This window comes from Kitasatospora paranensis (assembly GCF_039544005.1).
Taxonomy (GTDB): Bacteria; Actinomycetota; Actinomycetes; order Streptomycetales; family Streptomycetaceae; genus Kitasatospora; species Kitasatospora paranensis.
The window spans coordinates 7,751,559-7,775,535 of record NZ_BAABKV010000001.1; the positions used below are offsets into that span (position 1 = coordinate 7,751,559).

A 23,977-nucleotide genomic window follows, 5' to 3' on the forward strand; every position below is an offset into this window, starting at 1 on the left:
CCCCGAAACCGGCGCGGGGCGGTCATGCGGTTGGGCGCGGGCGTCCGCGTAGCGCAGGAGCATGGGTCCGGCGTCGGAGGCGGCCCGAGGAGCCGGGGCTAGGGATCGTCTTCAAAGAAGATCAAGGGATGAGAGATCACGTTCGGCGTGATAGGTCGTCATGAGCTCTCGGATGTGGAGTGGGAGGAGCTGTCCCGGTTCCTGCGGAGGTCGGGGACCGGGCGGCCGAGGTCGGACGAACGACCGGGGCGTGCTGAACGGGATCGTGCGGAAGCTGCGGACCGGGTCCGCCTGGCGGGACGTCCCGGAGCGTCACGGCTCCTGGCAGACCCTCTACGCGCGTTTTCGCAGGTGGGCGCTGGACGGCACGTTCTCCCGCATGCTGGAGCAGGTTCAGGCGGAGAAGGACGGGGCCGGGGACATCGACTGGCTGGTGTCGGTCGACTCCACGGTCGTGCGAGCCCATTAGCACGCCGCGGGCGGCAAAGGGGGCAGCCGACCGGGACGAAGCGGGTAATCACTCCCTCCGCCGATCCCGTGGTGGGCTGAGTACGAAGGTCCACCTGGCCTGCGACGGCCGGGGCCGCCTGCTCGGCTTCGTCCTCACCGGCGGCAACACCAACGACTGCACCCGCTTCGAACACGTCATTCAGGCCATCCCGCGTCCCGCGCGTCGGGCCCGGCCGGCCCCGTACCCGGCCTGACCACGTGATCGCGGACAGGGCTACAGCTCCCGAAAGATCCGCGCCCACCTGCGCTGGCGCGGCATCCGCCACACCATCCCCGAACGCACCGACCAGGTCCTCAACCGCCTGAACCGCGGCTCACGAGGGGCCGCCCACCGGCTTCGACCGACAGGCCTACCGCCGGCAACGTCGTCGAACGCTGCTTCAACTGCCTCAAGCAATGCCGCGGCCTGGCCACCCGCTACGACAAGACCCGCGAGTCCTACCAGGCCACCATCACCATCGCATCGCTCCTGCTCTGGATTTGATCTTTGAAGACGGACCCTAGGCGTCGTCGGGGCGCCGGGCCAGCAGCCAGGCCTGGAGGAACCGCTCGGCCGGGCCGGGCTCCCGTACCAGCCGGACGGTCTCCGTCAGCCCGGCCGCGGCGACCAGCCCGGCGAGGGTGTCCGGGCACCACCGGTAGGCGAGGGTGACCCTGTGGTCGAAGGCGTGCGCCCCGGGCGCCGTGTCGGCCTGGAAGGCGAGCAGCAGGTGCCCGCCCGGGGCCAGCACGCGGCGGAACTCGGCGAGCACCGCGGGGACGTGCTCGGGCGGGGTGTGGATGACCGAGTAGCGGGCCACCACCCCGCCCAGCGAGCCGTCGGCCGCCTCCAGGGCCGTCATCGAACCCTCGGCGAACCGCAGCCCCGGGTACGCCTGCCGGGCCAGCCCGACCATCGCGGCGGACAGGTCGACACCGAACACGTCCACCCCGAGGCCGTGCAGATGCGCCGTCACCGACCCGGGCCCGCAGCCGGCGTCGGCGACCGGCCGGCCGCCCGCGTCCGCCACCAGCTCGGCGAAGGCACCCAGCAGCGCCCGGTCGAGCGGATTGCGCTCCAGTTCCGTGGCGAAGAGCTCGGCGTAGCGGACGGCGACGCCGTCGTACGCGTCCCGGGTGGCGTCCAGCTCGGCGGATCCGGTCATGGCGCCGACCCTAGCCCACGGGCTCCGAGCCGCGGCGACACACCGTCACCTGCGACAGTCCGGGACGTGACTCGGGCGGTGACGGATGGTAGTCCAGGAGGGCAGGGGCACGGCCCCCTGCCGGCGGCGGACGCCGCGCGACGATTCCGAGCACGGATGGGATGGCGCAGATGCCTCTTGAGGGCGAGTACGAGCCGAGTCCGGAGAAGTGGGTGCGTGACCAGGTCGAGCTGTTCGAGGGCTCGGGCGGCACCGAGGGCACAACCATGCGGGGCATGCCCGTCATCATCCTCACCACGCTCGGCGCGCGCAGCGGGAAGATCCGCAAGACGCCGCTGATGCGGGTCGAGCACGACGGCCGCTACGCCGTGGTGGCGTCCAAGGGCGGCGCGCCCAGTCACCCCGTCTGGTATCACAATCTGGTCGCCGACCCGCGGGCCGAGCTGCAGGACGGCCCGGTGAGGCAGGACATGACGGCCCGCGAGCTCGACGGCGCCGAGCGGGAGCTGTGGTGGAAGCGGGCCGTGGAGGCCTACCCCGACTATGCGGACTACCAGGCCGGGACGGACCGGGTCATCCCGGTGTTCGTGCTGGAGCTGGCGGCCGGCGGGCACTGACCCGCTGCGGGGCCGCGGCGGCCGGCCGGGGCCCCGCCGTCAGGGCCGCCAGCCGGCGGTGGCCCCGACCATGACGAGCAGCAGGACGGCGGCCACGTTGATCCGGGGGTACGACAGGAGCACCGCGGCGAACTCCCGGAGGACCGCGCTCGGCCAGTAGTAGCCTGCGGTCCGGGCGCCGACGACCTGGCCCGGCACCCCGGCGCGGCGCGCCGCGAGGGCCGCGCGCAGGACGTGGAAGCTGCTGGTGACGACTGTGCAGTGGTACTCCGGCCGCTCGGCCCGCATGATCTCGGCGCTGAACCGCAGGTTCTCGGCAGTGTTCCGGGAGCGGTCCTCGCGCCGCACCCGGTCGGCGGGCACCCCGTGGTCGACGGCGTAGCCGGCCATCGCGACGGCCTCCGCCACCTGCTCGTCGGAGCCCTTCCCGCCGGAGACCACCAGGACGGGCGACCGGCCCTCCGCGCCCCCGGCCAGGGCCAGCGCGATCCCGAGGTCGAGCCGCCCGGCGAGCAGCGGCGGCACCTGGTCGCCGTCCACCAGGCCGGCCCCCAGCACCACGACGAAGTCGGCGTCGTCCCGGGGCGGCATCCGGCCGTAGAGCGCGGCGTAGCCGAGGAAGCACAGCAGCAGGAACGACAGGTAGCCCGCGACCAGCAGCGCCGTCGCGGCCACCGCGTGCAGGGTCCGCGACTCCACGTGCGCAGCCGCCCACAGCAGGGCGATCAGTCCGAACCCGCCGATCCCGGCGGCCAGTGACAGCAGGTTGGCCGGGCGCCCGCCCTCCTGGCGCACCATCACCATGCCGTTGCCGATCAGGAGCACGGCCACGACCACGGCACCCAGTGCGGCCGCGGCGGGCAGCACGTCGGAGGCCGCCCGCAGGACGCCGTCCGGCAGTCGGTCCAGCTCGCCGAGCAGTCCGGCCACCGCGAAGGCCACCGCCAGCCCGAGCAGGACGGCATTGCCGAAGCGACGCACATCGCGGCGGACCCCGACGGCGAACAGGGCCAGGAACAGGGCGGCGAGCAGGTAGGCGACCATGGGCCGATCCTAGGGACGGCCGGGCCACGCCGCGGGCGGGTTGAACCGCTTCCGCCGCTCGCGCCGTAGCCGTCCGGTCGGCGCGATCGACCCGACCGGCATCGCGGAGTGGCCACATCTGCATGCTGACTGGTCAGGAGCGCGGAGTACTCCGGGGTCCCGACTGCCCGGCTCAGGGGCTGCGGCCGTGCCGAATCGGTCAGTGGTGGGCGGTCGCGAAGTCGTAGTCGGGGAGGGCGATGTCGCCGGCCTTGGCGAACTGGGCGGCGAGGAGTTGCCGCATCGGCCAGCGGTTCATCGACCGCATCGACAGGTCCCGCATCCGGATGGCGAATGCGCTGGACGGCGCGTAGCCGGACGCCCCGCCGGGAGGCAGTTGCTGGGCGCGATCGACGTACGGGCGCATCACCCGGTCGTAGGCCCGGAAGGCCGGGTCGAACTCACCCCCGGCGGCGGCGAGTTCACCGGCCAGGACGTAGGCGCCGACCAGGGCCAGGCTGGTGCCCAGGCCGGTGAGCGGTGTCGGGCAGTACCCGGCGTCGCCGAGCAGCACCACCCGGCCGCGCGACCAACTGTCCAGCCGCACCTGGCCCATGGAGTCGAGGAAGAAGTCGGGCGCCTCGTGCATCGCCCGCAGCAGCCGGGGCGCCTCCCAGCCGACGCCCGCGAAGCGCCGGTCCAGCTCGGCGCGCTGGGCGATGAGGTCGCGGCGATCGAGGTCGAGCGGCCCGGAGCGGAAGCTGAAACCGGCCTTGATCTCGCCGGGCAGCCGGCCGGGCCGGGCCGAGGCGACGAGCCCGCCCGGCGCGTTGTGCATCAGGAACCAGCCGTCGAGGTCCAGTTCGCCGTGGGTGGTGAACCAGGCGGTGTGGACGCCCAGCGGCCGCACGTGCGCCGCCTCCGGGCCGAAGGCGACCGAGCGCACCGCCGAGTGCAGCCCGTCGGCTCCGACCACCAGGTCGAACCGGCGCGGCGCGCCGCGCTTGAAGGCGACGGTGATGCCGTCCTCGTCCTCGTCGAGGGCGGTGATCGTGTTGTCGAAGAGGTACTCCGTGTGCGGGAGCGAGGCCTCGTACAGCAGCGCGCCGAGGTCGCCGCGGAGGATCTCGATCTCGGAGACGATGCCCTCGCCGCCGAAGCCGTCGGCCGGCATCCGGGCGGTCACCCGGCCCGAGCCGTTGACGAAGGCCATCCCGCGCTGGTCGACGCTCAGCTCGCGGGCCCGTTCCATCAGCCCCATCCGGGTGACCACCGTGCGTCCGGCCCCGCGCAGGTCGACGGTCTGGCCGCCGGGGCGGGGAGCGGGTGCGCGTTCGACGACGGTGACGGTGAAACCCGCCCGGTGGAGCCAGTACGCGAGTGCCGGTCCGGCGATGCCGCCGCCGGAGATCAGGACGTCCGTGTTCTTCATGTCTCCGAATGTACGGCGTACGCTAGGTGCTCTGCAAGCCGTGAACTGCCTTGCAGGGAAGGCCTGATCGGGTCGATGTGCACTAGTGCGCGGGCGATCTGCGCGCGCCGGGCGCGGTCGGCGCCACCGGTGCGCCGGTGAGGGCTAGGGTGGTGCGGACAGAGGTGCACTAGTGCGGAGGGGATGTCGGTGAACTGGTCGGAGGCGCCGCGCTACACCCGGATCGTCGGTGAGCTCAGGCAGCGCATCGAGACGGGGGAGCTCGCCCCGGGGGAGCGGGTGCCGTCCACCCGGGAGATCACCCGGCAGTGGGGGTCGCCATGGCGACCGCGACCAAGGTGCTCACCGAACTCCGCCACCAGGGCCTGGTCCGTGCCGTCCCGGGCGTCGGCACGGTCGTCGCGGGCGCCCCGCGACCGCCGCACGCCGGGGGCGGTCGCCGGCCGCGGGGCCGCCAGGTGCGGAGCCGTCCGTCGCGGAGCCGCCCGCCGCGGCGTCGGCCGCAACCCCGAGCGCCCCTGCGGCCGCCGTCCTTCCGCGCTCCACCGCCGACCAGGCCCTCACCGCCGAACGGATCGTCGCCACCGCCGTGGCCGTCGCCGACGCCGAAGGGCTCGCCGCGGTCTCCATGCGCCGCGTCGCCGCCGAACTCGGCGTCGCCACCATGTCGCTCTACCGCCATGTCGCCGACAAGGACGACCTGCTGGTGCGGATGATGGACGCGGTCTTCGCCCGCTGGACGTTCCCGGCCGACCCGCCCGACGGCTGGCGGGAGCGGCTCACGCTGGCCGGCCGGATGCTCTGGGAGGTGTTCCGCCACCACCCGTGGCTCGCGCCCGCGCTCTCCGTGACCCGGCCTCAGGCCGTCGCCGGGGCGCTCCCGTTCACCGAGTGGGTGATCACCGCCCTGGAGGGCCGCGGCCTCGACCTGCAGACCGTCTTCACCACCTACCTCACCCTCTTCAACTACGTCCGCGGGACGGCCGTCAACGTCGAGATGGAGGCCGAGGCGGAGGCGCTCAGCGGAGTCGACAACGAGGAGTGGATGGACGCGCAGGAGCCCGCGCTGCTGGCCCTGGCCGCCGGCCGCTTCCCGGCCCTGGAACGCCTCATCGCCACCGGGTACGACTTCGACCTGGACGGGCTCTTCGAGTTCGGGCTGCAGCGCCTGCTCGACGGGATCGGGCTCCTCCTGGACGCCGCTCGGTGACCGGCGCGCCGCCGTCACCCATGCGGGGCGGCGGGCCCTGCCGTCACTCCCGCGGGGCGGCGGGCTCCGTGGAGCGGCCTTCGAGGCGGCGGACGGCCTCCTGCCAGGCGGCCGTGACCGCCCGGTGCGCCTGCTCCGTCGCCGCCGGGACATCGCCGTCCAGCCGGACGGGCGCGCCGACGTGGACGTGCAGGGCGGGACGCCGGAGCGGCGCCGTGACCAGCCCGGCGACCTGCTTGGCGGTGCTGCCGGAGCTCAACCGCCGGGCGCCGCACTGCCCGAGCGGGACGACCGGTGCGCCGCTCCGCGCGGCGAGCCGGGCGAGCCCCGAGCGGAACGTGCCCGGAGCCGCGTCCCGCGGGTCGGTGCGCCGGGGCAGGCCGCCCTCGCCGTAGATCAGTACGACCCGGCCGTCGGCGAGCGCGGCGGCTGCGGCGGCGAGGGAGTCGGCGGCGCGGTCCGTGCCGCGGTGGACGGGGATGTGCCCGCCGCCTTGGAGCACCCGGCCGAGCACCGGGATTCGCCAGAGCCCGGCGGTGGCCATCACCACCGGTTCGGTGCCGAGCCGGTGCAGGGCCGCCAGGACGACCCCGGGGTCCGCGAGCGAGGTGTGGTTGGCGGCGACGATACTGCCCGGCGCGACGGGTCCGGCGGTGTCGCTGCTGACGGCGAGCCGGCCGAGGAGGGGCACCAGGGCGGTGGCGGTCCGGCTGAGCATGGGCGTTCCTTCGGCCTGGTGGCGGGTGGTACCGCCATCGTGGCGGAACGCCGGCGGGCACCACCTGAGTAGGCGTACTCAACTCCGTCGACGAGCGGCGGGAGCCGGGCCCCGCCCGCCCGGTCAGCCGGTGTGTCCGGTCATCATGGCGGCGAGGGCGCGTGCGGCGTCCGGTCCGAAGCACAGCTCCATACCGCCGGCCGACGCCTCGGCCGAGGCCTCGCTGCGCGGGAAGAGCGCCGCCTCGTAGGCCGCCAGTGCGCCTTCCACGTCCCCGGGGTGGGCGGCGACGGCCCCGGCGAGCTCGGCGCCGTCCAGCATCGCGAGGTTCGCGCCCTCGCCGGCGAACGGCGACATCAGGTGTGCGGCGTCGCCGAGCAGGGTCACGCCGGGGTCCGCTCCCAGCGGTGGCCGATCGGCAGGGCGTGGATCGGCCGGCCGACCAGCGGGCCGTCGCTGTCCGCGACCAGGGCACGCAGGCGCTTGTCCCAGCCCTCGAAGCGGTCGAGGACGGTCGCCCTGGCCTGGTCGCCGTCGGTGAAGTCGATGCCCGACGTCCAGTCGGCGGGCACCTGGAGCGCGGCGTAGGTGTGCACGGTGCCGTCGTTCTCCAGGTGGGTGAGGAACCCCGGCCGTCGGCGAGGGCGAACGCCATTCCGCCGCCGACGAGTTCGGCCGTCTCCGGGTGGTCCGTGGCGGCGTTGCGGAGGTCGGCCTCGACGAAGGACATCCCGGTGTAGCCGGGCGTCGCGTCGGAGACCAGCGGGCGGATCCGCGACCAGGCGCCGTCGGCGCCGACCAGCAGGTCGGTGGTGAGGTGCCCGCCGCCGGCGAGCGTGACCTCGTGGCGGCCGCCGCCGAGGGCGCGGGCGGCGGTGACCTTGGTGCCCCACCGGACGGTGCCTTCGGGCAGCGACTCCAGCAGGATGCGGCGCAGGTCGTGGCGGTTGACCTCGGGCCGGCCGCTCTCCTGGCCGTCCTCCGCGAGGTGGACGGCGGCGTCCCGGTCGAGGATGCGGGTCGCCTCGCCGCCGGGGTGGACGATCGCCCGGAACTCCTCGAACAGACCGGCCGCGCGGAGGGCGACCTGCGCCGAGTCCTCGTGGAGGTCGAGCATGCCGCCCTGGTGCCGGGCGGTGGCCGAGGCGTCCAGGTCGAGGACGGTGGCCGCGATGCCGTGGACGTGCAGGACGCGGGCGAGGGTGAGGCCGCCGAGTCCGGCGCCGACGACGAGGACGGGGTGGTGCGTGGTCATGGCGGATCACTCCTTGGTGCGGGTGCGGGTGCGGGTTTCGGGCCCGGGTGCGCGCGGCACGGATCCCGGGCGGCGCGGTTCCCGGGTAGCGCGGACGCTCAGGCCGGGCCGTCCGCGGCGGGCGCCACGGCGTCCGGCCGGGGCGTGTGCAGGAAGCCGTTGATCAGCACCCGGAAGCCCCAGACGAGGCGGGCCCCGCCGGCACCGGAGAGCAGACCGGTGCCCTGCGCGGCCAGGTGCGGACGGGTGTCGGCGGCGACGTCGCGCAGGGCGGTGGCGAGCGCGTCCCACTCCTCCCCGGCGGGCCGGTCGGCGCCCCGCCCGGCGTGCTCGGCCGCGGTCGCCGTCGCGAACTGGAGCAGCAGGTCGACCGCCCAGGCGGCCCGGTCGGCCGGCACCCCGCCCGCTGCGAGCAGGGCGAGCAGCGCCTCCAGCAGGTCGAGGTAGCGCTCGCCGGACGGACGGGCCACCAGCGCGGACTGGGCGAGTCCGGGGTGTTCGAACAGGACCGCGGTGTACGAGGTGAGGATCTGGACGAGCCGGTCCGTCCAGTCGCCCGTGGCTCGTACGGGGGCGAGGTCCACCGAGCCCAGCAGCTCGTCGAGGACGGCGGCGTGCAGCTCGGCGGTGTTGCGGACGTAGACGTACAGCGAGGCCGGCCCGGTGTCGAGCTCCTGGGCGAGGCGTCGCATGGTGACGCGCTGCAGGCCCTCGGAACGCACCAGTGCGACGGCGGTCGTGACGATCCCGGCCCGGGTGAGGGCGGGCTTGGCGGGCCGTTCGCGCCGGCTGCGCGGGGCATCGGGGTGTGCGCTCATGCCTTCACGATAACGAACATGTTCGCTCCGAACAAGGTCGTAACGAACATGTTCGTAGAACTCCGCGCGCAGGTACCTCCGAAGCGCCCGCTGCGCCGCTACGGCGTCCGGCGGGCGGGCCGGGTGCGCGGAGCGTGCGCGCCGCGCCGGGAGTGGAGGGCTGCGGCGCCGGTCAGGGCGACGACCGCGCCGGCGGCCAGGATGCCGCGCGAGGACCGGTACGACAGGACGGACCAGCAGGACCGGGCGGACAGCAGGGAGCCGGTGCTCAGCCAGGAGCCGGCCGACAGCAGCGAGAACGCCGAGCCGACCGAGCCCGCCGACGCCGCACTGCCGATCGAGCCGATGGACAGGACCGAGCCGATCGATCCGACGGACAGCACCGAACGGGACGAGCCGATCGAGAGGAACGAGTCCTCGGACCAGAGCGACAGCAGGGAGCCCCGGGAGCAGGCCCGGTCGGCCCTGGGGCGATCGGCTCCCGGCAGGTCGGTGAATCCGTGGGCGAGTCTGAAGGCGGCCATGCCCCGAGCGTAGGGCGGGCGGGCGGCGCGCGCCGGGTGTACGGCCGGGGTCGGCCGGTTCGGATGACACGGACGGCCGAGTCACGGCCTGCCCTGCGCGGAAATCCGCCCGGCCGACGTACCGTCGGACAGGTGGGGCGCCGCGCGCGCTCCACCCCGTGACGCCAGGTCCGGCCGCACCCCTCCGCGGCCGGACCTGGCCGTTTTCGGCGGCGGCGGCCGGCCGGCCCGGCAGTCGCGAGGGGGTGTGGGATCGGCTGCGAATCCTGTGGCCCCGCGTAGTTACCGGCTGGTAGCATCGGCGCCCGGTCCGCGTCCGGTACGGCCGCGATGCCCGAGGAACGGCCCGCCCGCGGAGGAGTAGCCATGCCCAGTCTGGACCGTCAGGACGACGTTTTCGTGCTCGACATCGGGGACGGTGAGAACCGCTTCCACCCGGACTGGCTCGCCGCCGTCAACGCCCTGCTCGACGAGGTGGAGAAGGCCGATGGCCCGCGGGCGCTGGTGACCGCCGCCTCCGGCAAGTTCTACTCCAACGGCCTCGACCTGGACTGGCTCTTCGCCCACGCGGACCGGGCGGTCGAGTACGTCGGCGGTGTCCAGGACCTGCTGGCCCGGGTGCTGACCCTGCCGGTGGTCACCGTGGCGGCCCTCCAGGGGCACACCTTCGCGGCCGGGGCGATGTTCTCGCTGGCGCACGACTTCCGGGTGATGCGCGCGGACCGCGGATTCTGGTGCCTGCCCGAGGCCGAGATCGACATTCCGTTCACGGTCGGCATGTCCGCCCTCATCCAGGCCCGGCTGGCCCCGCAGACCGCGCACGAGGCGATGGTCACCGCCCGTCGCTACGGCGGCCGGGACGCGCTCGCCGCGGCGATCGTCGACCGGGCGGTGGACGAGGAGGTGGTGCGGCAGAGCGCCGTCGAGATCGCCCGCTCCCACGCGGCCAAGGCGGGGGCCACTCTCGGCACCATCAAGACCCGGATGTACGCCCCCGCCCTGGCGGCGCTGCGGGACAAGGACATCCCGGTGGGCTGACGCGGCCCCCGACGGCGGAGGGGCCGGCGTCACCGGCGCCTCGTCACCTCCCCGGCGCTTTCCGGCCGCAGGCCGCCCCGGGTCGGCCGGATCCCGGCTTTCCGACCTGCACCGATCGGGTAAGGAGCGGTCATGGGCACACATCTCGTCACCGGAGCCGGATCGGGTATCGGAGCAGCCGTGGCCGGGCGTCTCGCCGCCAGGGGCCAGCAGTTGTGGCTCCTGGCGCGGGACGCCGCGCGGGCCGAACAGTTGCAGGCGGACTTCCCCGGCAGCCGGACGCTGGTGGCCGACCTCGCGGTGCCCGGCGCGCTGGCCGGTGCCCTGGCCCGGCAGGAACTGCCGGACGCCCTCGACTCCCTGCTGCACGTGGCCGGGGTGCTGGAACCCGGTGCGGTCGGCGAGTTCACGGTCGGCAGCTGGGAGGAGACGCTCGCGGTCAACCTGGTGGCACCCGCCGAGCTCACCCGGCTCGTGCTGCCCGCGCTGCGGTCCGCGCGCGGCCACGTCGTCTTCCTCAACTCCGGGGCCGGCCTGCACGCCCCGCCGGGGCTCGGGGCCTACGCCTGCTCGAAGTTCGCGCTGAAGGCGCTGGCCGAGTCGCTGCGCGCGGAGGAGTACCCGCACGGCGTCCGGGTGACCACCGTCTACCCGGGTGAGACCGCCACCCCCATGCAGGTCAGGCTGCACGCCCGGCTGGGGCTGGCCTACGACCCGGACACCTGCATCACGCCCGGCTCCGTGGCGTCGGCCGTGCTCACCGCGCTCGACCTGCCGCGCGACGCGATGATGAGCGACCTGATGGTCCGCCCCGGCTGCTGACGGACCGTCAGGCTGGCGCCGGTCAGCCGTCGGCGCCCGGGGCGGTGTCCCGGGCGCCGACCAGGTCGGCGTACTCCGGTGCGGTGGCGAGGAGTTCGGCGTGGGTGCCGAGCCTGGGCCCGGTCCCGTCGAGCAGCAGGATCCGGTCGGCCCGGCGGGCCGGCCCGGCCCGGTGGGTGATGCTGACGACCGTGCCGTGCCGCCGCCGGAACGCGGCCTCGGCGCAGCGCTCCGCCGCCGCGTCCAGGTGCCGGGTGGCCTCGTCCAGCACGACCAGTCCGGCCGGCGACAGGTAGGCGCGGACGAGCGCGATCTGCTGCCGCTCGCCCGCCGACAGCGCGGCCGGGTCGACGGTCGCGTCGAGGCCGCCGAGCCGTGCCAGCAGCCCGTCCGCGCCCAGTGCGTGCGCCGCGTCGACGACCGTGCCGTCCGTCGCCCCCGGCGCCAGCCAGCGCAGGTTGTCGCGCAGGGGCCCGCCGAACACGTACGCGTCCTGGGGGAGCAGCACCCGGAGGCGGGCCAGTTCGCGGGCGTCGACGCGTCCGACGGGCACGCCGCCGAGCAGCACCTGTCCGCCGTCGGGCGCCGTGATCCCGCACAGCACGTCCGCCAGGGTGGACTTGCCGATGCCGGACGGGCCGACGACCGCGAGGTGCTCGCCGTCGGCGATCCGCAGGTCGAGCCGGTCGAGCACCCGCTCCGCCGACGCGCCGTACGCGAAGGTGACGCCGGCGAACCGCGCCGAGCCGTCGGCCGGCCGGACGGGCGGCCCGGGCCGCGCCGCAGGCGGCGGCCGGTGCGCGGCCTCGGCGAGGCGTTCCGCCGCCACCGCCAGTCGCAGCCAGGACGCGCCGACGCCCTGCACGAGCAGCTTCAGGGCCGGCTCCATCGTGCCCACCACGTAGGCGAGGACGCCGACGACACCGCCCGCGGTCATCCCGCCCCGCACCAGCGACGGCGCGTCCAGCACGACGAGCAGCAGCGGCAGATGGGCGCCCAGCGCGACCAGCAGCCGACGCAGGGCCGCCACCCGGGCCAGCGAGCGGGCGGCGGCGCCCTGGGCCGCCGCCGCCGCCAGGGCCTCCCGTTCGGCATGCCCCTGGGCACCGCAGGCGACCAGGTCGCGCAGGGCGTGCAGGGTGTCGACGCAGACGCCGGCCAGCGTCTCCTCGGTGAGGAACGCCCGGCGCTGCCGGCGCACGGTGGCCGGCGCCAGCGCGGCGAACGCGCCCAGCGCCAGCAGCAGGGGCAGGGCGACCGGGGGCACGGCGGCCGGGGCGAGCGCGGCGGTGCCCGCGACGACCGCCGCCGCAGTCAGCGCGAAGTGCCAGACGACCAGCAACTGCCCGGCCACGGCGTCCCGGACGGCCTCCACCTGTCGGGTCATTCGGGCCACCACGACCGCCGCCTCGCCGCCCCGCCGGGCCCCGCCGGGCCCGACCGCCCGGTGCAGGGTGCCGGTCACCACCTCGCGCAGCAGGCTGTCGCGCAGCGGCTCCACGATCTCGGCCAGCCAGGGGTACGTCTGCCGGGCGGCCCACGCGCCGGCGAGGGTGACGGCGGCGAACGCGGCGAGCCAGCCCGCCGCCAGGCCGGGGCGGTGCGCCAGGAAGCCGCGGTCCACCGCGAGCGCCAGTGTCTTGCCGGCGGCCAGCGCGGGCGCGGCGGACAGCAGCGTCCAGAGGGTGAGCCGCAGCAGCGGCCCGCGGCTGCCGCGCAGCCCCGTCCGCAGCAGCCGCAGCCCCGCTCCCCGGTCGTCGGGTGCGGCGGACGGCCCGGGTGCGGGTGCGGCGGACGGATCGGGTGCGGGCATCGGGTGTCCCTCTCAGTCGGCCGGGTCGTGGAAGACGCTGCGGTACTCGGGCAGCCGCCACAGCGCGGCGTGCGGTGCGAGGCCGCGGATCCGCCCGGCGTCCAGCCAGGCGACGGCGTCGGCGCGGGCGGCCGTCGCCGCGCGGCGGGTCACCACCAGGCGGGTCCGGCCGGGAAGATCGCGGTCCATCGCCGCCAGCACCGCGGCCTCGGTCGCGCCGTCCAGGCTCGACGTCGCCTCGTCCAGCACGAGCAGCCGCCCGCCGTGGGCGAACGCCCGCGCGAGGCCCAGGCGTTGGCGCTCGCCGCCGGACAGCGGGGTCAGCGCCGTCGGAGTGCGGTAGCCCTCCGGCAGCCGCCGGACGAAGCCGTCCGCCCGGGCGGCGCGCGCCGCCGCGTGCACCGCGTCGGGCGCCACCGGCTCGGCTGCCAGGGCGAGGGCGTCCAGCAGGGTCGCCCCCGGCAGTGCGGGGTCGGCGAAGGCGTGGGCGACTGCCGCCCGGAGGTCCCCGGGGCGGATCCCGTCCATGCGGACGCCGTCGAGCAGCACCTCGCCCTCGTCGGGGTCGAGCAGGCCGCCGGCCACCGCGGCGAGCAGGGACGCGCCGGAGCCCGAGCGGCCCACCACGGCGACGCAGGTCCCGGCGGGCACCCGCAGGTCCAGCCCGTCCAGGACGGCCGCGCCGGAGCGGCGGAGCGTCACCCCCGCAGCTCCAGCAGCCCGGCCCCCGGCGGCAGCGGGACGGTGCCGGGCGCACGCACCGGGAGGTCGAGGACCTCGGCCACCCGGCCTGCGCCGGCCCTGGCCCGGGCGAGGTCGAGCAGGCTCTGCGCCGTTCCGAAGCCGCTCAGGCCGATGCCGGTGTACCCGAGCGCCGCGAGCAGCCCACCGACGGTCAGGGCACCGGCGGAGAGCTCGTACCCGGCCACGGCCAGCACGGTCAGCTGGGTCGCGGGGGCCAGCAGGCCGGTGGCCCAGGCGATCCGGCGCTGGCTGTCCCACAGTCGGCGGCCGTGCCGGGCGAGCTCCGGCACCGGCGCGAGCACCCGTTCGATCTCCTGTTCCAGGGTGGCGGAGGCGGCGATGCTGCGGCTGCCGCCGAGCGCGTCGAGCAGGCGGGTCGCGAGGTCGGCCTGCACCCGCTGGTAGCCCGCCCCGAGCCGGCCGGCGCGGCGCAGGTAGCGGCGGACCAGGACGAAGCCGGCCGGGGCAGTGGCCAGGAAGGCGGCGGCCAGCGGCAGGGCGAGCACCGCCAGCGCGGTGACGGCGCCCAGCGCCAGTGCGAGCTGGGCCGCCGAGTAGACCACCGCCTGGGCGGCCAGCGCGGCCTCCGGGGCGCTGCCGGTGAGCCGTGCGACGAGATCCCCGGGCGCGAACCGGACCGCCGGGTACGGCCCGGCGGCCACCACCCGGCGGATCGTCTCCTGCCGCAGGTGCACGGTGGCGTCGGCGGCGGCCCGCGGTCCCGCGTACTGGCCGACCGTCTCGGCGGCCGTCAGCACGCAGAGGACGCCGAGCAGCGGTACCCAGCCGGTGCCCTGGCCGCGCAGCACCCGGTCGACGGCGTCGGCCAGGACGGCGGGCAGGGCCAGCGCCGCGGCCGTGCTCACCGCCACCGTGCCGGCCAGCACCGCCGCCCAGCCCCGGGTGCGCACCAGGACGCGGCGCAGCAGCCGGGACGCGCCCGGTGCGGTGTGCCGCTCCCCGGCGGCGTCCGGGTGTACCGCTTGCGCCGCCTCGGCCCCGGTCCGTCCGGCCGCGGCGGCCGTCCGCCGTGCCGTCCCGCCGGGGGCGGGCGCCGCCGGGTTCGGGGGAGTGGTGCGCATCGGCGGTCCCTTCGGATCGTGGGCGGCGAGGCCGCCCGGACGCGGCGCCGGCCCGGGCGGTCGGGACCGCCCGGGCCGGCTCGGTGCCACCCGGTCGGCCGGCGGATCGCCGCCGGCCGACCGGGCCTGTCCGCTCAGAGGCAGAGCAGGGTGCTGACCGTGCTGTTGGTGCAGTTGACGGCGCTCAGCGAGCTGAGGACCGACTGGTACTCGGTGGTCTCCTCGGGGGTCTCCAGGGCCTGGAGGCTCAGGATCGACATGGTGGTCTCCCATCGGGTCGGTGGTGCGGTCTTCCGGCGGTTCACCGGAACTCGTGGGCGGCGGCCGGTGCCGTCGCGGGGGTGGGGGCCGAGGGCGGCGGGAGCCGTCGGCCCGGGTCGGCGCCGGGGGCGGGCGCGGTGGCCGCGAACCCTCCCGGCGTCCAGAACGGGAGCGGCGGGGTGTCCGCGAGCGCGGCGCCCAGCCCGAGCAGGACGCCCGCCGACCCGGTGGCCAGGTCCGTGGACAGCCGCAGCAACTGCTCCCCGGGGAAGGCTGCGTGCCCCTGGTAGGGGACGAGGTGCCAGGCCAGCCGCCGGATGTGGCGGCGGATCACGTCCCGGTGCTGGTCGGTGCCGTCCTGGAGGCGGTGCAGCAGGGCGATCAGCCCGGCGCGCCCGTTGAACAGCCCGGACTGGACGATGAACTCGGGTTCGGCGGCCCGGCGGATCTGCTCCAGGCGGACCTCCCCGGCCGGGTCGGGCTGCAGTCGCAGGTGCTCGTGGAGCACGGCCGCGATGCCGGCGCTGCCCGATTCCAGGTAGGGCAGGACCCGGGTGCCCTCGTCGACCTGGAGCGTGCCGTCCTCGGCGACGAGGCAGCGGGCGAGGTCGTCCGACAGCGCCCGGCCGGCCAGGTCCAGCAGGTCCCGGTCGGCGGTGCTCTCGTACAGGCGCAGCAGGAAGAGGGCGGCACCCGATCCGCCGTGCAGCAGGCCGGCCCGCCCGGGGGCGGCAGGTGCTCCGGCGGTCGGTCCGAGACCCGCAGCGAGGCGGTCGGCGACGTCCGCCGCGGCGGCGTGCAGGTCGCGGTCCCCGCAGATGTGGGCGAAGTGCAGCAGCGTCAGCCCGACGCCCGCCAGTCCGCCGGCGAGGTCCGGTGCGAGGCCGTCCAGGTCGGTCTTGAGCAGGCGGTCCAGCAGGTTCAGCGCCTCGCCGGGTCGTCCGAGTCGCTCCAGCGCGTACGCCACACCGTGCGACCCGAGGTACAGGCCGGGGCGGCAGGGTTCGCGGGCGACGGCGTCCAGCAGCCACCGGACGTGCTCCGGGTCGACCGGGGTGCCGGCGGTCTGCAGCGCCCACAGCACGCCGGCGGCGCCGTAGGCGAGGCCGAGACCGTCGTGGGTGAACTGGCCCGGATCGCCGGGGAACAGCCGGTCGGTGCGGTCCGGCGTGGCGGTCGCGGCGATGCCGGCCGCGAGCGAGTCCCGCAGCTGCGGCCAGTCGGCCGGGTCGCCGCTGAGCAGCCGTTCCAGCTGCCCGGCCGCGGCGGCGGCCGGGCCGCCCGTCGCCGGGGCGGCGGGCAGTGCCGACGGCGGCAGCGCGAACCGGCGTCCGGCGGCCGCGGTCAGTGCCTCGGCCTTGCCCGGGTCGAGCGCGGTCAGCGGCAGCAGCGGCAGGAAGATCCACAGCCGCAGGGCGTCCAGGGCGTGCAGGTCGACGGCGAAGCCGGTCAGCTCGGGCGGTGCGGCGAACCCCGCGGCTCCCAGCGCCGGGCGGACGAACGCGTCTACTGGGGAGGCGAGTTCGAAGTCGATGAAGGCGACCGTGCCGTCCGGGCGGACGATCAGGTTGCGCGGATGCAGGTCGCCGAAGACGATGCCCCGCCCGTGGATGGCGCGCAGGCCCTCCGCCACGCTGTCCAGGATCCGCAGCGCCTCCTCGCGGTAGGCGGCGGCCGTGGCCTCGTCCGGGTCCGGGTGGATCAGCGGGTAGTGCCGGCCGAACCACCGGTTGAGCGGCTCGCCCTCGACGTACTCCTGCACCAGGAAGTCGTGTTCCCACGCTGTCAGGTGGCCGAGCACGGCGGGCACCTGCGGGAGGCCGGCCAGCCGTTGCAGGATGTCGCGTTCGCGGGCCAGCCGCAGCACGGCGTCGTCGCCGCGCTGGTCGAGGCCGGCGTGCGGCCGCGCCTCCTTCAGCACCACGGGCGGGCCGTCCGCCCCGCCGACAGGCCGGGCGAGGTAGATGCCGCCGCCGTTGGAGAAGTGCAGCGCCCGCTCCACGGTGAACGGGAAGGCGTCCGTGGTGGCCGCCGGGGCCTGGGCCAGCGCCTCCGCCAGCACGGCCGGCACCGGCGCCCACTCCGGCACCTCGAACACCGCCCGCCGGACGTCCGGCCGCAGCCGGCCCGACGGCTCGCGCAGCGCCAGCACCAGTTCGCCGGTCTCCGAGCGGCAGAACTGCTCGGTGAAGCCCCGTAGCGCAGGTACAGCGGCCCCTGCCGCCACCGCAGGTCGCTCAGGATGTACGGGCCGGGCCGGCCCTCCAGCGCGGCGCCGAGGTCCTCCAGACATCGCTCCAGCTCGCGGTCGTCCACCGGATAGAGGGTCAGGAACTTCCCGCTCGACCCGCGGGCCGCGTACTTGGCGTTCTGCGTCTGGACCAGGGCCGGACTGCGCAGGAACTTGAAGGCGATCCGGTTCTCGAAGCAGTAGGCGGCGACCAGTTCCAGGATCTGCTCGGCGTTGTCCAGGCACGCCGACACGTGGATCTTCCAGCCCTGGTCGGGCAGCCGGACGTCCACCGGGTGCGCGCCGGTCCACACCTCCCTCGTGCTGCGTGCCCAGCCGGGCGGCAGCGGAGCGGTGGCTGCGGCGAACTCGTCCAGGGCGGCCCAGCGGACGGGTGAGTCGTAGAACAGCTTGTCGGCGTAGGAGTACGCCTCGTAGCGCATGTCCATGCTGGCTCTCCAGGGGTCGTGGAGCGTGGCGGCGCACGGGTTCGCCGCCGGACCGTGCCGGCGCCACCGAGGGCCCGGCTCCGTCGGCCGCCCGGGTCGCCCCGGCGTCCGGCGGATCGCCGTCGCTCGCCAACTTCTCCGCCGGCGACCGACATTGAAAAAGCTAGATTTCCGTGCGGCCGGTCCGGCAGGGCGCGCACAAGGCGCATCCGGACAGCCGGCGCGGGGCGCGTCGGCGCAGGTGGGGCCCGCGCGGGGCGCAGGCCTGCGAGCTCCCGGCCGGCGGAACGCCCCGGGAATCCGGTGCCGTCCGGGCCCGGCTACGACGATCGTCGGAGGGCGCGCTCCGTGCGCCGGGGCAGGCCGGACGGCGCATGCGTCGTCCAGCCCCACGGGCGTGTCGGCCTGCCCGGACCGCCCGGCTGGGCCGCCCGGGCCCCTCCGGACGGCGTCCGGCGCACGGCCCGCCCACCGGTGCGCCGCCCGGAGCGGCCCGCTGCCCCGGCACCGGCGGCCGGGCCCGGGCAGGCAGCCGCGCCCCCGGCCGGTCCGGGCAGTACTCCGCACGGCCGACGACGGCGCGCCGCAGCGTCCGGCACAGGGGCCGACCGGCCCCGGCGCGGCGCGTTGTGCTGCGCTTCGACCCTCCCGGCGGGCAGACTCACGGCAGGAGACCGGCGGAGCGCGGCGGAGAGGTGGTGGTCAGGTGGCCCGGGTCCCCTGCTGTCGCTGCGCGGGATCTCCAAGAGGTTCGCCACCCTGCAGGCACTCAGCTCCGTCTCCCTCGACATCGGCCCGGGTGAGATCGTCGCCCTGGTCGGCGACAACGGTGCCGGCAAGTCGACCCTCATCAAGACGGTCTCCGGCGTCCATCAGCCGGACAGCGGGCTGATCGAGTGGCGCGGCCGGCCGGTCGAGATCCGCCGGCCCCTCGACGCCCAGGAGTTGGGCATCGCGACGGTCTACCAGGATCTCGCCCTCTGCGACGGTCTGGACGCCGTCGCCAACCTCTTCCTCGGCCGCGAACTGCGCAGGTTCGGGCTGCTGCGCGAGGTCGAGATGGAGCGCCGGGCCCGGGAGGTGTTCGCCAGCCTCTCCGTTCGCCTGCCCAGCCTGCGGATCCCGGTCGCCTCCCTCTCCGGCGGCCAGCGGCAGGCCGTGGCGATCGCCCGCTCCCTGATCGGCCGGCCCGACCTGGTGATCCTCGACGAGCCGACGGCCGCGCTCGGCCTCGAACAGACCGCCCAGACGCTGGAACTGATCCGCCGGCTGCGCGACCACGGCCACGCCGTCATCCTCGTCAGCCACAACCTCGACGACGTGCAGGCGGTCTCCGACCGCGTCGCGGTCCTCCGCCTCGGACGCAACAACGGTGTCTTCGAGGCCCGTTACACCACCCAGGAACAGCTGACCGCGGCAATCACCGGCAGCCACGCCATGGCGATGACCCTCCAGCGCAGCCTGCTGCCGCGGGGCCTGCCCGAGCAGAACGCGGTGGACGCCGCCTACCGCTACCTGCCGGCCCACGCGGGCGTCGGCGGCGACTGGTTCGACGTCATCCCGCTGTCCGGCGCCCGGGTCGCCCTGGTGGTCGGCGACGTGGTCGGCCACGGCGTGCACGCCGCCGCCACCATGGGCCGGCTGCGCACCGCCGTGCACAACTTCTCGGCGCTGGACCTGCCGCCCGACGAGCTCCTCACCCACCTCGACGACGTCGTCAGCCGCATCGACGAGGAGGAGGCGGCCAGCGGTACCGACGTCGTGGTGGGCGCCACCTGCCTGTACGCGATCTACGACCCCACCTCCCAGCGGTGCCAGCTCGCCCGGGCCGGGCACCTGCCCGCCGTCCTCGTCCACCAGGACGGCACGGTCGAGATCCCCGACACGCCCGTCGGCCCCCCGCTGGGCTTCCGCGGCCTGCCGTTCACCACCAGCGAGGTCGAACTGCCCGCGGGCAGCCGGCTCGTCCTCTACACCGACGGCCTGGTGGAGGCGCGCACCCGCGACATCGACATCGGGCTGGGAATGCTGCGCGAGGCACTCGCCCCGCCCGGCCGGACCCCGGAGGAGACCTGCCAGGCCGTCCTGGAGGCGATGCTGCCGGCCCGTCACGAGGACGACGTCGCCCTGCTCGTCGCCACCGCCCGGGCGCTGCCGCCGGACAGGATCGTCGCGTGGGAGGTGCGCTCCGACCCTGCCGCCGTGGCCGAGGCCCGCGCCACCGCCACCCGCCAGCTGGAACGCTGGGGCCTGGACGGGCTGGTGTTCGCGACCGAGCTGATCCTGAGCGAGTTGGTCACCAACGCGGTGCGGCACGCCGCCGGGCCGATCGGCGTACGGCTGCTCTACGACCGCAGGCTGATCTGCGAGGTCTCCGACGCCAGCAGCACCGCCCCGCACCTGCGGTACGCCGCGGTCACCGACGAGGGCGGCCGCGGGCTGTTCCTGGTCGCCCAGCTCAGCGCGCGCTGGGGCACCCGCTACACGTCCACGGGCAAGGTCATCTGGTCCGAGCAGGACCTTCCCCGCCCGCACCCCGCCGCCTGACCTTCCGCCGGATCCGCCGGGCCCCGCCCGGCCGGCCGGGCGGACCCGTATGCTGTGCCCGTTTCGCTCGGTGAAGGACAGGGGTGCAGATGACGGGAACGCTCGTGGTGCGGGCGGAGCAGGCGCTGATGGGGCGGGCCCGCCCGCTCGGGGTCTTCGTCGACGGCGTCCGGGTGGCCGAGGTCGTGCGGGGCGGGGTGGCCCGGATCACCGTCGAACCGGGCCGGCACGAGGTCCGCACCGGCCGGGGCCGGCTGCGCTCCAACTCCGTCGCCGTCGACGTGCGCGAGGGGGCCGAGTTCGTGGTCACCGCGTTCGGCACCGGGTACGAGATCCTGATCGCGGTGGTGCCGGTGCTCGGCCTGCTGGGCCTGGCGCCCGGCGTGGTCCTGCGGTTGCGCGCCGAGGGCGACGACGTCGTCCCGCGCGGTCCGGGCCCGGAGGACGCCCGGGACGCGGAGCAGGGCGCCGGTGCCGGCGGCCTGTGGTGGGAGTCGGACCCGCAGCTCGCCAAGCGCTACCGCAAGAGCGGCGCGTCCTGACCGACGGCGGGCCGCTCCGCCGGCCGGTGCTCCGTCAGAGGGTCACCGGCAGCCGGACGAGCGCGCGGCTGCGCAGCGAGGTCCGCCAGTGCGGGCCGCCCGGGTCGGGCAGCAGGTCGATCCCGGGGAAGCGGCGCAGCAGGGTGCCGACGGCGACCTCGTTCTCCAAGCGGGCGAGGGCCGCCCCCGGGCAGTGGTGCGGGCCGTGACCGAACGCCAGGTGCGGCCGCGGCCGGCCCGGCCGGAAGGCGTCCGGATCGGGGAAGACGGCCTCGTCGCGGTTGGCGGACGCCCAGGAGAGCCACACCCGCTCGCCGGGGCCGATCGTCGTCCCGCCGATCTCGACCTCCTCGCGGGGGAAGCGGCGGACGGCCAGCAGGGCGGGCGGGTTCCAGCGCAGCACCTCCTCCGTGACCTGGGGGAGCGTCAGCCGGCCGGCCCGCAGCGCGGCGAGCTCGTCCGGGTGGGAGAGCAGCGCGAGGACGGTCGTCGCGATCAGGCCGATGGTGTTGTGGTACCCGGCGAACAGCAGCAGGAAGGCCATCGCGATCAGCTCGTCCTCGGGCAGGGCCCCGATCAGCCCGGAGAGCAGGTCGTCGTCGGGCGCCGCCCGCCGCCGGGCCACCAGCGCCGTCAGGTAGGCGTGCATGCCGCGCATGGCCTCCCGCGACCGGGCCGGGGCGTCGGCGGCCGGGCAGAGCAGGGTGTCCGTCCAGGCCGCGAAGTCGGGCCGGTCGGCCGCGGGGACTCCGAGCAGTTCGCAGATGACCGTCATCGACAGCGGTGTCGCCAGGTCGGCGACGACATCGGCGCTCCGGTGGCCGTCCAGCCCGTCCAGCAGGCGGTCCGTGGACCGCTGCACCCGGGCCCGCAGCGCGCGGACCTGCCGCGGGCCGAAGGCGCCGTTGACCAGCGCGCGCAGCCGGGTGTGCCGCGGCGGGTCGGAGTTCAGCAGATGGGCGTCGAGCTCCGGCGGCAGCGAGTCACCGCTCCCACCCCGGCTCGCGGCGTGGCGCTTGTCGAGCGAGAGCCGCGGATCCGCCGCGGCGGCGCGCACCTCCGCATACCCGGTGACCAGCCGGACGGGCGCGCCGTCGGGCGCCACCGCCCGGTGCACCGGCCCGCGTCGGCGCAGCGCCGCGCAGGCCGCGTGCGGGTCGGCGAGGAACGCCCCGTCGAGTCGGACGGCCTCGGCCCGGTGCGGCATCCCGACCCCTCCCCGTTCCCGGCACAGGCCCGAACGCCGTTGCCGCGCCGAGCAGTGCGCAGCGTAGCGGGGCCGCGCCGCCGCTACCGGCGCAGGCTCCGCCCGTACAGCAGGTACGCGGCCGCGCCGAACACGTTGCCGAGCAGGCACACCACCATCCAGGTGCGCGGCGGGTACAGCCGGGTGTCGGGGTGCCGCACGATGTCGACCATGCAGGCGATGGCCGGGACGAGGGCGAGCAGCGGGAGCAGCGCGACCGGCAGACCGGGCGACGCGGCGGGGGAATGCGCGAACACGGTGGGGCCTCCTGTCGCCGCTCGGCGGGGCGTGCAGGTCGAAGGGTGGGCGCAACCCGGCCCGGCGTCAAGCCCCGGCGCACCGGGACCGTCCTTGGTGCCGCGTCGCCCGCTACGGCGCGGAGAAGAGCAGCGGGAAGCGTGGGGCGAGCCACGGGCGGCGGCCCCAGGCGAGCACCTTGCCGCGGGCCAGCGCCGCGGTGGGGGTGTACCGCCCCAGGGCGAGCAGCAGAAAGGCGTCCGGGCTGGTACGGATCGTGCAGTCGGGGCGGGTGGCGGGCCCCGCCGCCACTTCGGCCGCGCCGTCGGTGAAGGTGACCGCGATGCGCGGTCCGCGGCCGATCCGCAGGTCGTAGCGGGCGGTGTGGCCGGCGGCCGAGCGGTCGTCGACGACCCGCGGCATGGCGGTCATCAGGAACGGGAGGCACAACTCGACCCGCTGGCGGTCGATCATGTGCGGTCTGCGGAGCGCGACGGCGATGTCGTAGCCGTGCCCGAGCATGTGGGTGATCAGGTACGAGGCAAGGGTCGCCAGGTCCATCGGGCCCAGCGGGGTCACCACCGGGTCGGCCGGCGACCGGCGGGCGAAGGCCGCGTTGAACGCCTCGGCGTGCCGGGTGATCTCCTCGGCCAGCACCGCCCCGCCGCGTTCGGGGAACGCCGTCAGGGATTCGGCGTTGGCCGCCGCGAGGCTCTGCGGCGTGCCGTCGCCGTAGGCCCGCTCCCGGCCGGCGGCCAGGTCGGCCATCAGCTCGTTGGCCAGCGCGAGATGGGCCGCGGCCTCGCCGACCGTCCACTCGGCGCCCGGGATCGGGACGGAGGTGTCGCCGCAGGAGCGCAGCAGCGCCGCGATGTCCTCGGCCACGGCGGTGACGGCGGCCGACAGCGCGGCGTGCTCGGCGGCCCGAGCGGCGGAGGGAGGGATCATGGTGGTGAATGCTGAACCAATCCGGTGCCGCTGTCCAGAGCCCCGGACGGATCACCCGCAGGTCACTGCGCGGGGCGCCGTCCTGCGGCCCGGTGGCGGCGGGTCAGGAGGACCGCACCCACGAGCGCGAGGACGCTGACGGCCCACAGGGCGATCTGTGTCCGCTGGACGGGCTGCTCCGGGAACGGGCCCGACGGTGCGACCGTGTCCGGCCGGTTCCCGAACTTCGTCGCCAACTGGTCGCCGGTCAGGGTGACGTTCTTGATCGCCGACTCCCCGAACGCGGCGGTGGTGTCGATGTTCACGCTGTCCAGCCGGTACGGGAACTGCCTCCAGAAGACCCCGGCCTCGGCGTACGCGAGCGCGAGCGCCTCCTGCGGGTCGTGCTCCATCCCGGAGTAGGAGACGTCGACGACGTAGCCGTCCGCCGCGCCCCCGACCGAGAAGCAGGCGAACGTCGGCAGGGCCGAGACCAGCCGGTCCACCCCGGGGAAGCGCGGTTGGCAGGGCCCGTTCCAGTCCAGGGCGGTGGCGGCGCCCCAGCCGGACAGGACGGCGACCAGGACGGCGAGCAGGGCGAGTCGGGGCAGCCGTCGTGCCGGCATGCGGTACCTCCGTCGGGCGGATCCGTCCGCCGGACGGCCGGCGCGTACCTGGATCGGGTGGGGAATGAACGCTCTGCCGCAGGGCAGGAGGCCGTTCTACACGGCCGGGGCCGCCGGGCCGGGCGGGGGCGGCGCCCACCCGGGTCAAGACGGGGTCAAGA

The 23,977-nt window shown here is 75.8% G+C and carries 20 protein-coding genes and 3 pseudogenes; 7 read left to right on the forward strand and 16 right to left on the reverse strand.

What is annotated here, in order from left to right:
• Nucleotides 1-135 precede the first annotated feature (135 nt).
• Nucleotides 136-994, forward strand: a pseudogene (locus ABEB13_RS36780) (IS5 family transposase).
• A 16-nt stretch (nucleotides 995-1,010) separates the two neighbouring features.
• Here the strand turns inward: ABEB13_RS36780 and ABEB13_RS36785 are convergent.
• A complete protein-coding gene (locus ABEB13_RS36785; protein WP_345708977.1) occupies nucleotides 1,011-1,655 on the reverse strand; it encodes a class I SAM-dependent methyltransferase in 645 nt (214 codons plus the stop codon).
• Nucleotides 1,656-1,825: 170 nt separating this feature from the next.
• Here ABEB13_RS36785 and ABEB13_RS36790 point away from each other — a divergent pair, with 170 nt between their 5' ends.
• A complete protein-coding gene (locus ABEB13_RS36790; RefSeq protein WP_345708978.1) occupies nucleotides 1,826-2,272 on the forward strand; it encodes a nitroreductase family deazaflavin-dependent oxidoreductase in 447 nt (148 codons plus the stop codon).
• Between the two features lie 39 nt (nucleotides 2,273-2,311).
• On the opposite strand, the gene ABEB13_RS36795 is transcribed toward ABEB13_RS36790, so the two are convergent.
• Together ABEB13_RS36795 and ABEB13_RS36800 are read right to left on the reverse strand one after the other, a co-directional pair.
• On the reverse strand, nucleotides 2,312-3,316 hold the full coding sequence (locus tag ABEB13_RS36795) for a YdcF family protein (protein ID WP_345708979.1): 1,005 nt from the start codon (nucleotides 3,314-3,316) through the stop codon (nucleotides 2,312-2,314).
• Nucleotides 3,317-3,515: 199 nt separating this feature from the next.
• The gene (locus ABEB13_RS36800; protein ID WP_345708980.1) at nucleotides 3,516-4,727 is read right to left on the reverse strand and encodes an FAD-dependent monooxygenase; all 1,212 of its coding nucleotides are present in this window, start codon (nucleotides 4,725-4,727) and stop codon (nucleotides 3,516-3,518) included.
• Nucleotides 4,728-5,316: 589 nt separating this feature from the next.
• Between ABEB13_RS36800 and ABEB13_RS36805 the strand changes: the two genes are divergently transcribed.
• Nucleotides 5,317-5,937, forward strand: a complete 621-nt coding sequence (locus ABEB13_RS36805; RefSeq protein WP_345708981.1) for a TetR/AcrR family transcriptional regulator — start codon at nucleotides 5,317-5,319, stop codon at nucleotides 5,935-5,937.
• Nucleotides 5,938-5,980: 43 nt separating this feature from the next.
• Here ABEB13_RS36805 and ABEB13_RS36810 read toward each other — a convergent pair whose 3' ends face one another.
• From ABEB13_RS36810 to ABEB13_RS36825, 4 genes and pseudogenes are all read right to left on the reverse strand, one after another.
• Nucleotides 5,981-6,655 (reverse strand): lysophospholipid acyltransferase family protein, encoded by a 675-nt coding sequence (locus ABEB13_RS36810; RefSeq protein WP_345708982.1) that lies wholly within the window; start codon nucleotides 6,653-6,655, stop codon nucleotides 5,981-5,983.
• Nucleotides 6,656-6,778: 123 nt separating this feature from the next.
• A pseudogene (locus tag ABEB13_RS36815) lies at nucleotides 6,779-7,910 on the reverse strand (FAD-dependent oxidoreductase).
• Nucleotides 7,911-8,008: 98 nt separating this feature from the next.
• The gene (locus tag ABEB13_RS36820; RefSeq protein ID WP_345708983.1) at nucleotides 8,009-8,728 is read right to left on the reverse strand and encodes a TetR/AcrR family transcriptional regulator; all 720 of its coding nucleotides are present in this window, start codon (nucleotides 8,726-8,728) and stop codon (nucleotides 8,009-8,011) included.
• A 98-nt stretch (nucleotides 8,729-8,826) separates the two neighbouring features.
• Nucleotides 8,827-9,252: a hypothetical protein gene (locus ABEB13_RS36825; protein WP_345708984.1), complete on the reverse strand. Its 426-nt coding sequence runs from the start codon at nucleotides 9,250-9,252 to the stop codon at nucleotides 8,827-8,829.
• Between the two features lie 366 nt (nucleotides 9,253-9,618).
• Here ABEB13_RS36825 and ABEB13_RS36830 point away from each other — a divergent pair, with 366 nt between their 5' ends.
• Together ABEB13_RS36830 and ABEB13_RS36835 are read left to right on the forward strand one after the other, a co-directional pair.
• A complete protein-coding gene (locus ABEB13_RS36830; protein ID WP_345708985.1) occupies nucleotides 9,619-10,290 on the forward strand; it encodes an enoyl-CoA hydratase-related protein in 672 nt (223 codons plus the stop codon).
• A 132-nt stretch (nucleotides 10,291-10,422) separates the two neighbouring features.
• Nucleotides 10,423-11,112 (forward strand): SDR family oxidoreductase, encoded by a 690-nt coding sequence (locus tag ABEB13_RS36835; RefSeq protein ID WP_345708986.1) that lies wholly within the window; start codon nucleotides 10,423-10,425, stop codon nucleotides 11,110-11,112.
• Between the two features lie 22 nt (nucleotides 11,113-11,134).
• On the opposite strand, the gene ABEB13_RS36840 is transcribed toward ABEB13_RS36835, so the two are convergent.
• From ABEB13_RS36840 to lanKC, 5 genes and pseudogenes are all read right to left on the reverse strand, one after another.
• Nucleotides 11,135-12,925 carry an ATP-binding cassette domain-containing protein gene (locus ABEB13_RS36840; protein ID WP_345708987.1) on the reverse strand — a complete coding sequence of 597 codons (1,791 nt, stop codon included), beginning with the start codon at nucleotides 12,923-12,925 and terminating at the stop codon, nucleotides 11,135-11,137.
• A gap of 12 nt (nucleotides 12,926-12,937) precedes the next feature.
• Nucleotides 12,938-13,627 (reverse strand): ATP-binding cassette domain-containing protein, encoded by a 690-nt coding sequence (locus ABEB13_RS36845; RefSeq protein ID WP_345708988.1) that lies wholly within the window; start codon nucleotides 13,625-13,627, stop codon nucleotides 12,938-12,940.
• Nucleotides 13,624-14,751 carry an ABC transporter transmembrane domain-containing protein gene (locus tag ABEB13_RS36850; RefSeq protein WP_345708989.1) on the reverse strand — a complete coding sequence of 376 codons (1,128 nt, stop codon included), beginning with the start codon at nucleotides 14,749-14,751 and terminating at the stop codon, nucleotides 13,624-13,626. The genes ABEB13_RS36845 and ABEB13_RS36850 overlap by 4 nt, the downstream gene beginning before the upstream one ends.
• A 134-nt stretch (nucleotides 14,752-14,885) precedes the next feature.
• Nucleotides 14,886-15,011, reverse strand: coding sequence for a SapB/AmfS family lanthipeptide (locus ABEB13_RS36855; RefSeq protein WP_100886905.1), 126 nt, complete (start codon nucleotides 15,009-15,011; stop codon nucleotides 14,886-14,888).
• A gap of 41 nt (nucleotides 15,012-15,052) precedes the next feature.
• Nucleotides 15,053-17,691 (reverse strand): annotated as a pseudogene (gene lanKC / locus ABEB13_RS36860) (class III lanthionine synthetase LanKC).
• Between the two features lie 474 nt (nucleotides 17,692-18,165).
• On the opposite strand from lanKC, the gene ABEB13_RS40950 reads away from it, so the two are divergent.
• Complete coding sequence (locus ABEB13_RS40950; RefSeq protein ID WP_425559936.1) at nucleotides 18,166-20,238, forward strand: SpoIIE family protein phosphatase; 2,073 nt, start codon at nucleotides 18,166-18,168, stop codon at nucleotides 20,236-20,238.
• 89 nt (nucleotides 20,239-20,327) lie between these two features.
• Nucleotides 20,328-20,780 (forward strand): hypothetical protein, encoded by a 453-nt coding sequence (locus ABEB13_RS36875; protein WP_345708991.1) that lies wholly within the window; start codon nucleotides 20,328-20,330, stop codon nucleotides 20,778-20,780.
• 34 nt (nucleotides 20,781-20,814) lie between these two features.
• On the opposite strand, the gene ABEB13_RS36880 is transcribed toward ABEB13_RS36875, so the two are convergent.
• From ABEB13_RS36880 to ABEB13_RS36895, 4 genes are all read right to left on the reverse strand, one after another.
• The gene (locus ABEB13_RS36880) at nucleotides 20,815-21,987 is read right to left on the reverse strand and encodes a cytochrome P450 family protein (protein WP_345708992.1); all 1,173 of its coding nucleotides are present in this window, start codon (nucleotides 21,985-21,987) and stop codon (nucleotides 20,815-20,817) included.
• Between the two features lie 83 nt (nucleotides 21,988-22,070).
• Nucleotides 22,071-22,283: a PLD nuclease N-terminal domain-containing protein gene (locus ABEB13_RS36885; protein ID WP_345708993.1), complete on the reverse strand. Its 213-nt coding sequence runs from the start codon at nucleotides 22,281-22,283 to the stop codon at nucleotides 22,071-22,073.
• A gap of 112 nt (nucleotides 22,284-22,395) precedes the next feature.
• Nucleotides 22,396-23,211, reverse strand: coding sequence for a maleylpyruvate isomerase family mycothiol-dependent enzyme (locus tag ABEB13_RS36890; RefSeq protein WP_345708994.1), 816 nt, complete (start codon nucleotides 23,209-23,211; stop codon nucleotides 22,396-22,398).
• Between the two features lie 62 nt (nucleotides 23,212-23,273).
• A complete protein-coding gene (locus tag ABEB13_RS36895; RefSeq protein ID WP_345708995.1) occupies nucleotides 23,274-23,816 on the reverse strand; it encodes a hypothetical protein in 543 nt (180 codons plus the stop codon).
• Between the last annotated feature and the right edge of the window lie 161 nt (nucleotides 23,817-23,977).

Bases quoted from the DNA above. Each gene is read 5' to 3' on its own strand.
- ABEB13_RS36810 (WP_345708982.1), bottom strand. From the start codon at position 6,655: ATGCTCAGCCGGACCGCCACCGCCCTGGTGCCCCTCCTCGGCCGGCTC.
- ABEB13_RS36880 (WP_345708992.1), bottom strand. From the start codon at position 21,987: ATGCCGCACCGGGCCGAGGCCGTCCGACTCGACGGGGCGTTCCTCGCC.
- ABEB13_RS36850 (WP_345708989.1), bottom strand. From the start codon at position 14,751: ATGCGCACCACTCCCCCGAACCCGGCGGCGCCCGCCCCCGGCGGGACG.
- ABEB13_RS36855 (WP_100886905.1), bottom strand. From the start codon at position 15,011: ATGTCGATCCTGAGCCTCCAGGCCCTGGAGACCCCCGAGGAGACCACC.
- ABEB13_RS36835 (WP_345708986.1), top strand. From the start codon at position 10,423: ATGGGCACACATCTCGTCACCGGAGCCGGATCGGGTATCGGAGCAGCC.
- ABEB13_RS36785 (WP_345708977.1), bottom strand. From the start codon at position 1,655: ATGACCGGATCCGCCGAGCTGGACGCCACCCGGGACGCGTACGACGGC.
- ABEB13_RS36820 (WP_345708983.1), bottom strand. From the start codon at position 8,728: ATGAGCGCACACCCCGATGCCCCGCGCAGCCGGCGCGAACGGCCCGCC.
- ABEB13_RS36875 (WP_345708991.1), top strand. From the start codon at position 20,328: ATGACGGGAACGCTCGTGGTGCGGGCGGAGCAGGCGCTGATGGGGCGG.
- ABEB13_RS36800 (WP_345708980.1), bottom strand. From the start codon at position 4,727: ATGAAGAACACGGACGTCCTGATCTCCGGCGGCGGCATCGCCGGACCG.
- ABEB13_RS36825 (WP_345708984.1), bottom strand. From the start codon at position 9,252: ATGGCCGCCTTCAGACTCGCCCACGGATTCACCGACCTGCCGGGAGCC.
- ABEB13_RS36830 (WP_345708985.1), top strand. From the start codon at position 9,619: ATGCCCAGTCTGGACCGTCAGGACGACGTTTTCGTGCTCGACATCGGG.
- ABEB13_RS36890 (WP_345708994.1), bottom strand. From the start codon at position 23,211: ATGATCCCTCCCTCCGCCGCTCGGGCCGCCGAGCACGCCGCGCTGTCG.
- ABEB13_RS36795 (WP_345708979.1), bottom strand. From the start codon at position 3,316: ATGGTCGCCTACCTGCTCGCCGCCCTGTTCCTGGCCCTGTTCGCCGTC.
- ABEB13_RS36790 (WP_345708978.1), top strand. From the start codon at position 1,826: ATGCCTCTTGAGGGCGAGTACGAGCCGAGTCCGGAGAAGTGGGTGCGT.
- ABEB13_RS36895 (WP_345708995.1), bottom strand. From the start codon at position 23,816: ATGCCGGCACGACGGCTGCCCCGACTCGCCCTGCTCGCCGTCCTGGTC.
- ABEB13_RS36840 (WP_345708987.1), bottom strand. From the start codon at position 12,925: ATGCCCGCACCCGATCCGTCCGCCGCACCCGCACCCGGGCCGTCCGCC.